The sequence below is a fragment of the Robertmurraya sp. DFI.2.37 genome (genome assembly GCF_029211245.1).
In the GTDB taxonomy this organism is placed as follows: Bacteria; Bacillota; Bacilli; order Bacillales; family Cytobacillaceae; genus Robertmurraya; species Robertmurraya methanolica_A.
Genome location: NZ_JARGEJ010000708.1, coordinates 1 through 295, shown reverse-complemented (window position 1 = coordinate 295; position 295 = coordinate 1). Strand labels below are relative to the sequence as shown.

Genomic DNA, 295 nt, shown 5'->3' with positions numbered 1-295 from the left:
TTTATATTTACACATAAGTCGTTTGAAATAATTAAACATTTTAATTCACTTCCTTACTCTTGTGTTAACTTCCGCAACTCCGCATCTATCGCCAATATCCGCTCACCATACGCTTCGTCATTCGTTCGCTCCAACGCCTTCCGGTACCACTCGCGCATATCTAGCAAGTTATCAATTTGCTCGGCGCGCTCCGTCCGCTCGGTCTTGCGTCTTTCCGCCAATTCCCTTGCGGTCGGCTTGCGCGGTTGCCCGAAACTATAAAACGTCGCGAAATCTATTCCGACGATTAAATCGG

Annotated in this window: 1 protein-coding gene; it reads right to left on the bottom strand. The window is 47.1% G+C overall.

The window, feature by feature from the left end:
- Nucleotides 1–53 precede the first annotated feature (53 nt).
- On the bottom strand, nucleotides 54–295 hold a 242-nt coding region (locus PZE06_RS28315; protein ID WP_275792443.1), incomplete at its 5' end, for a hypothetical protein.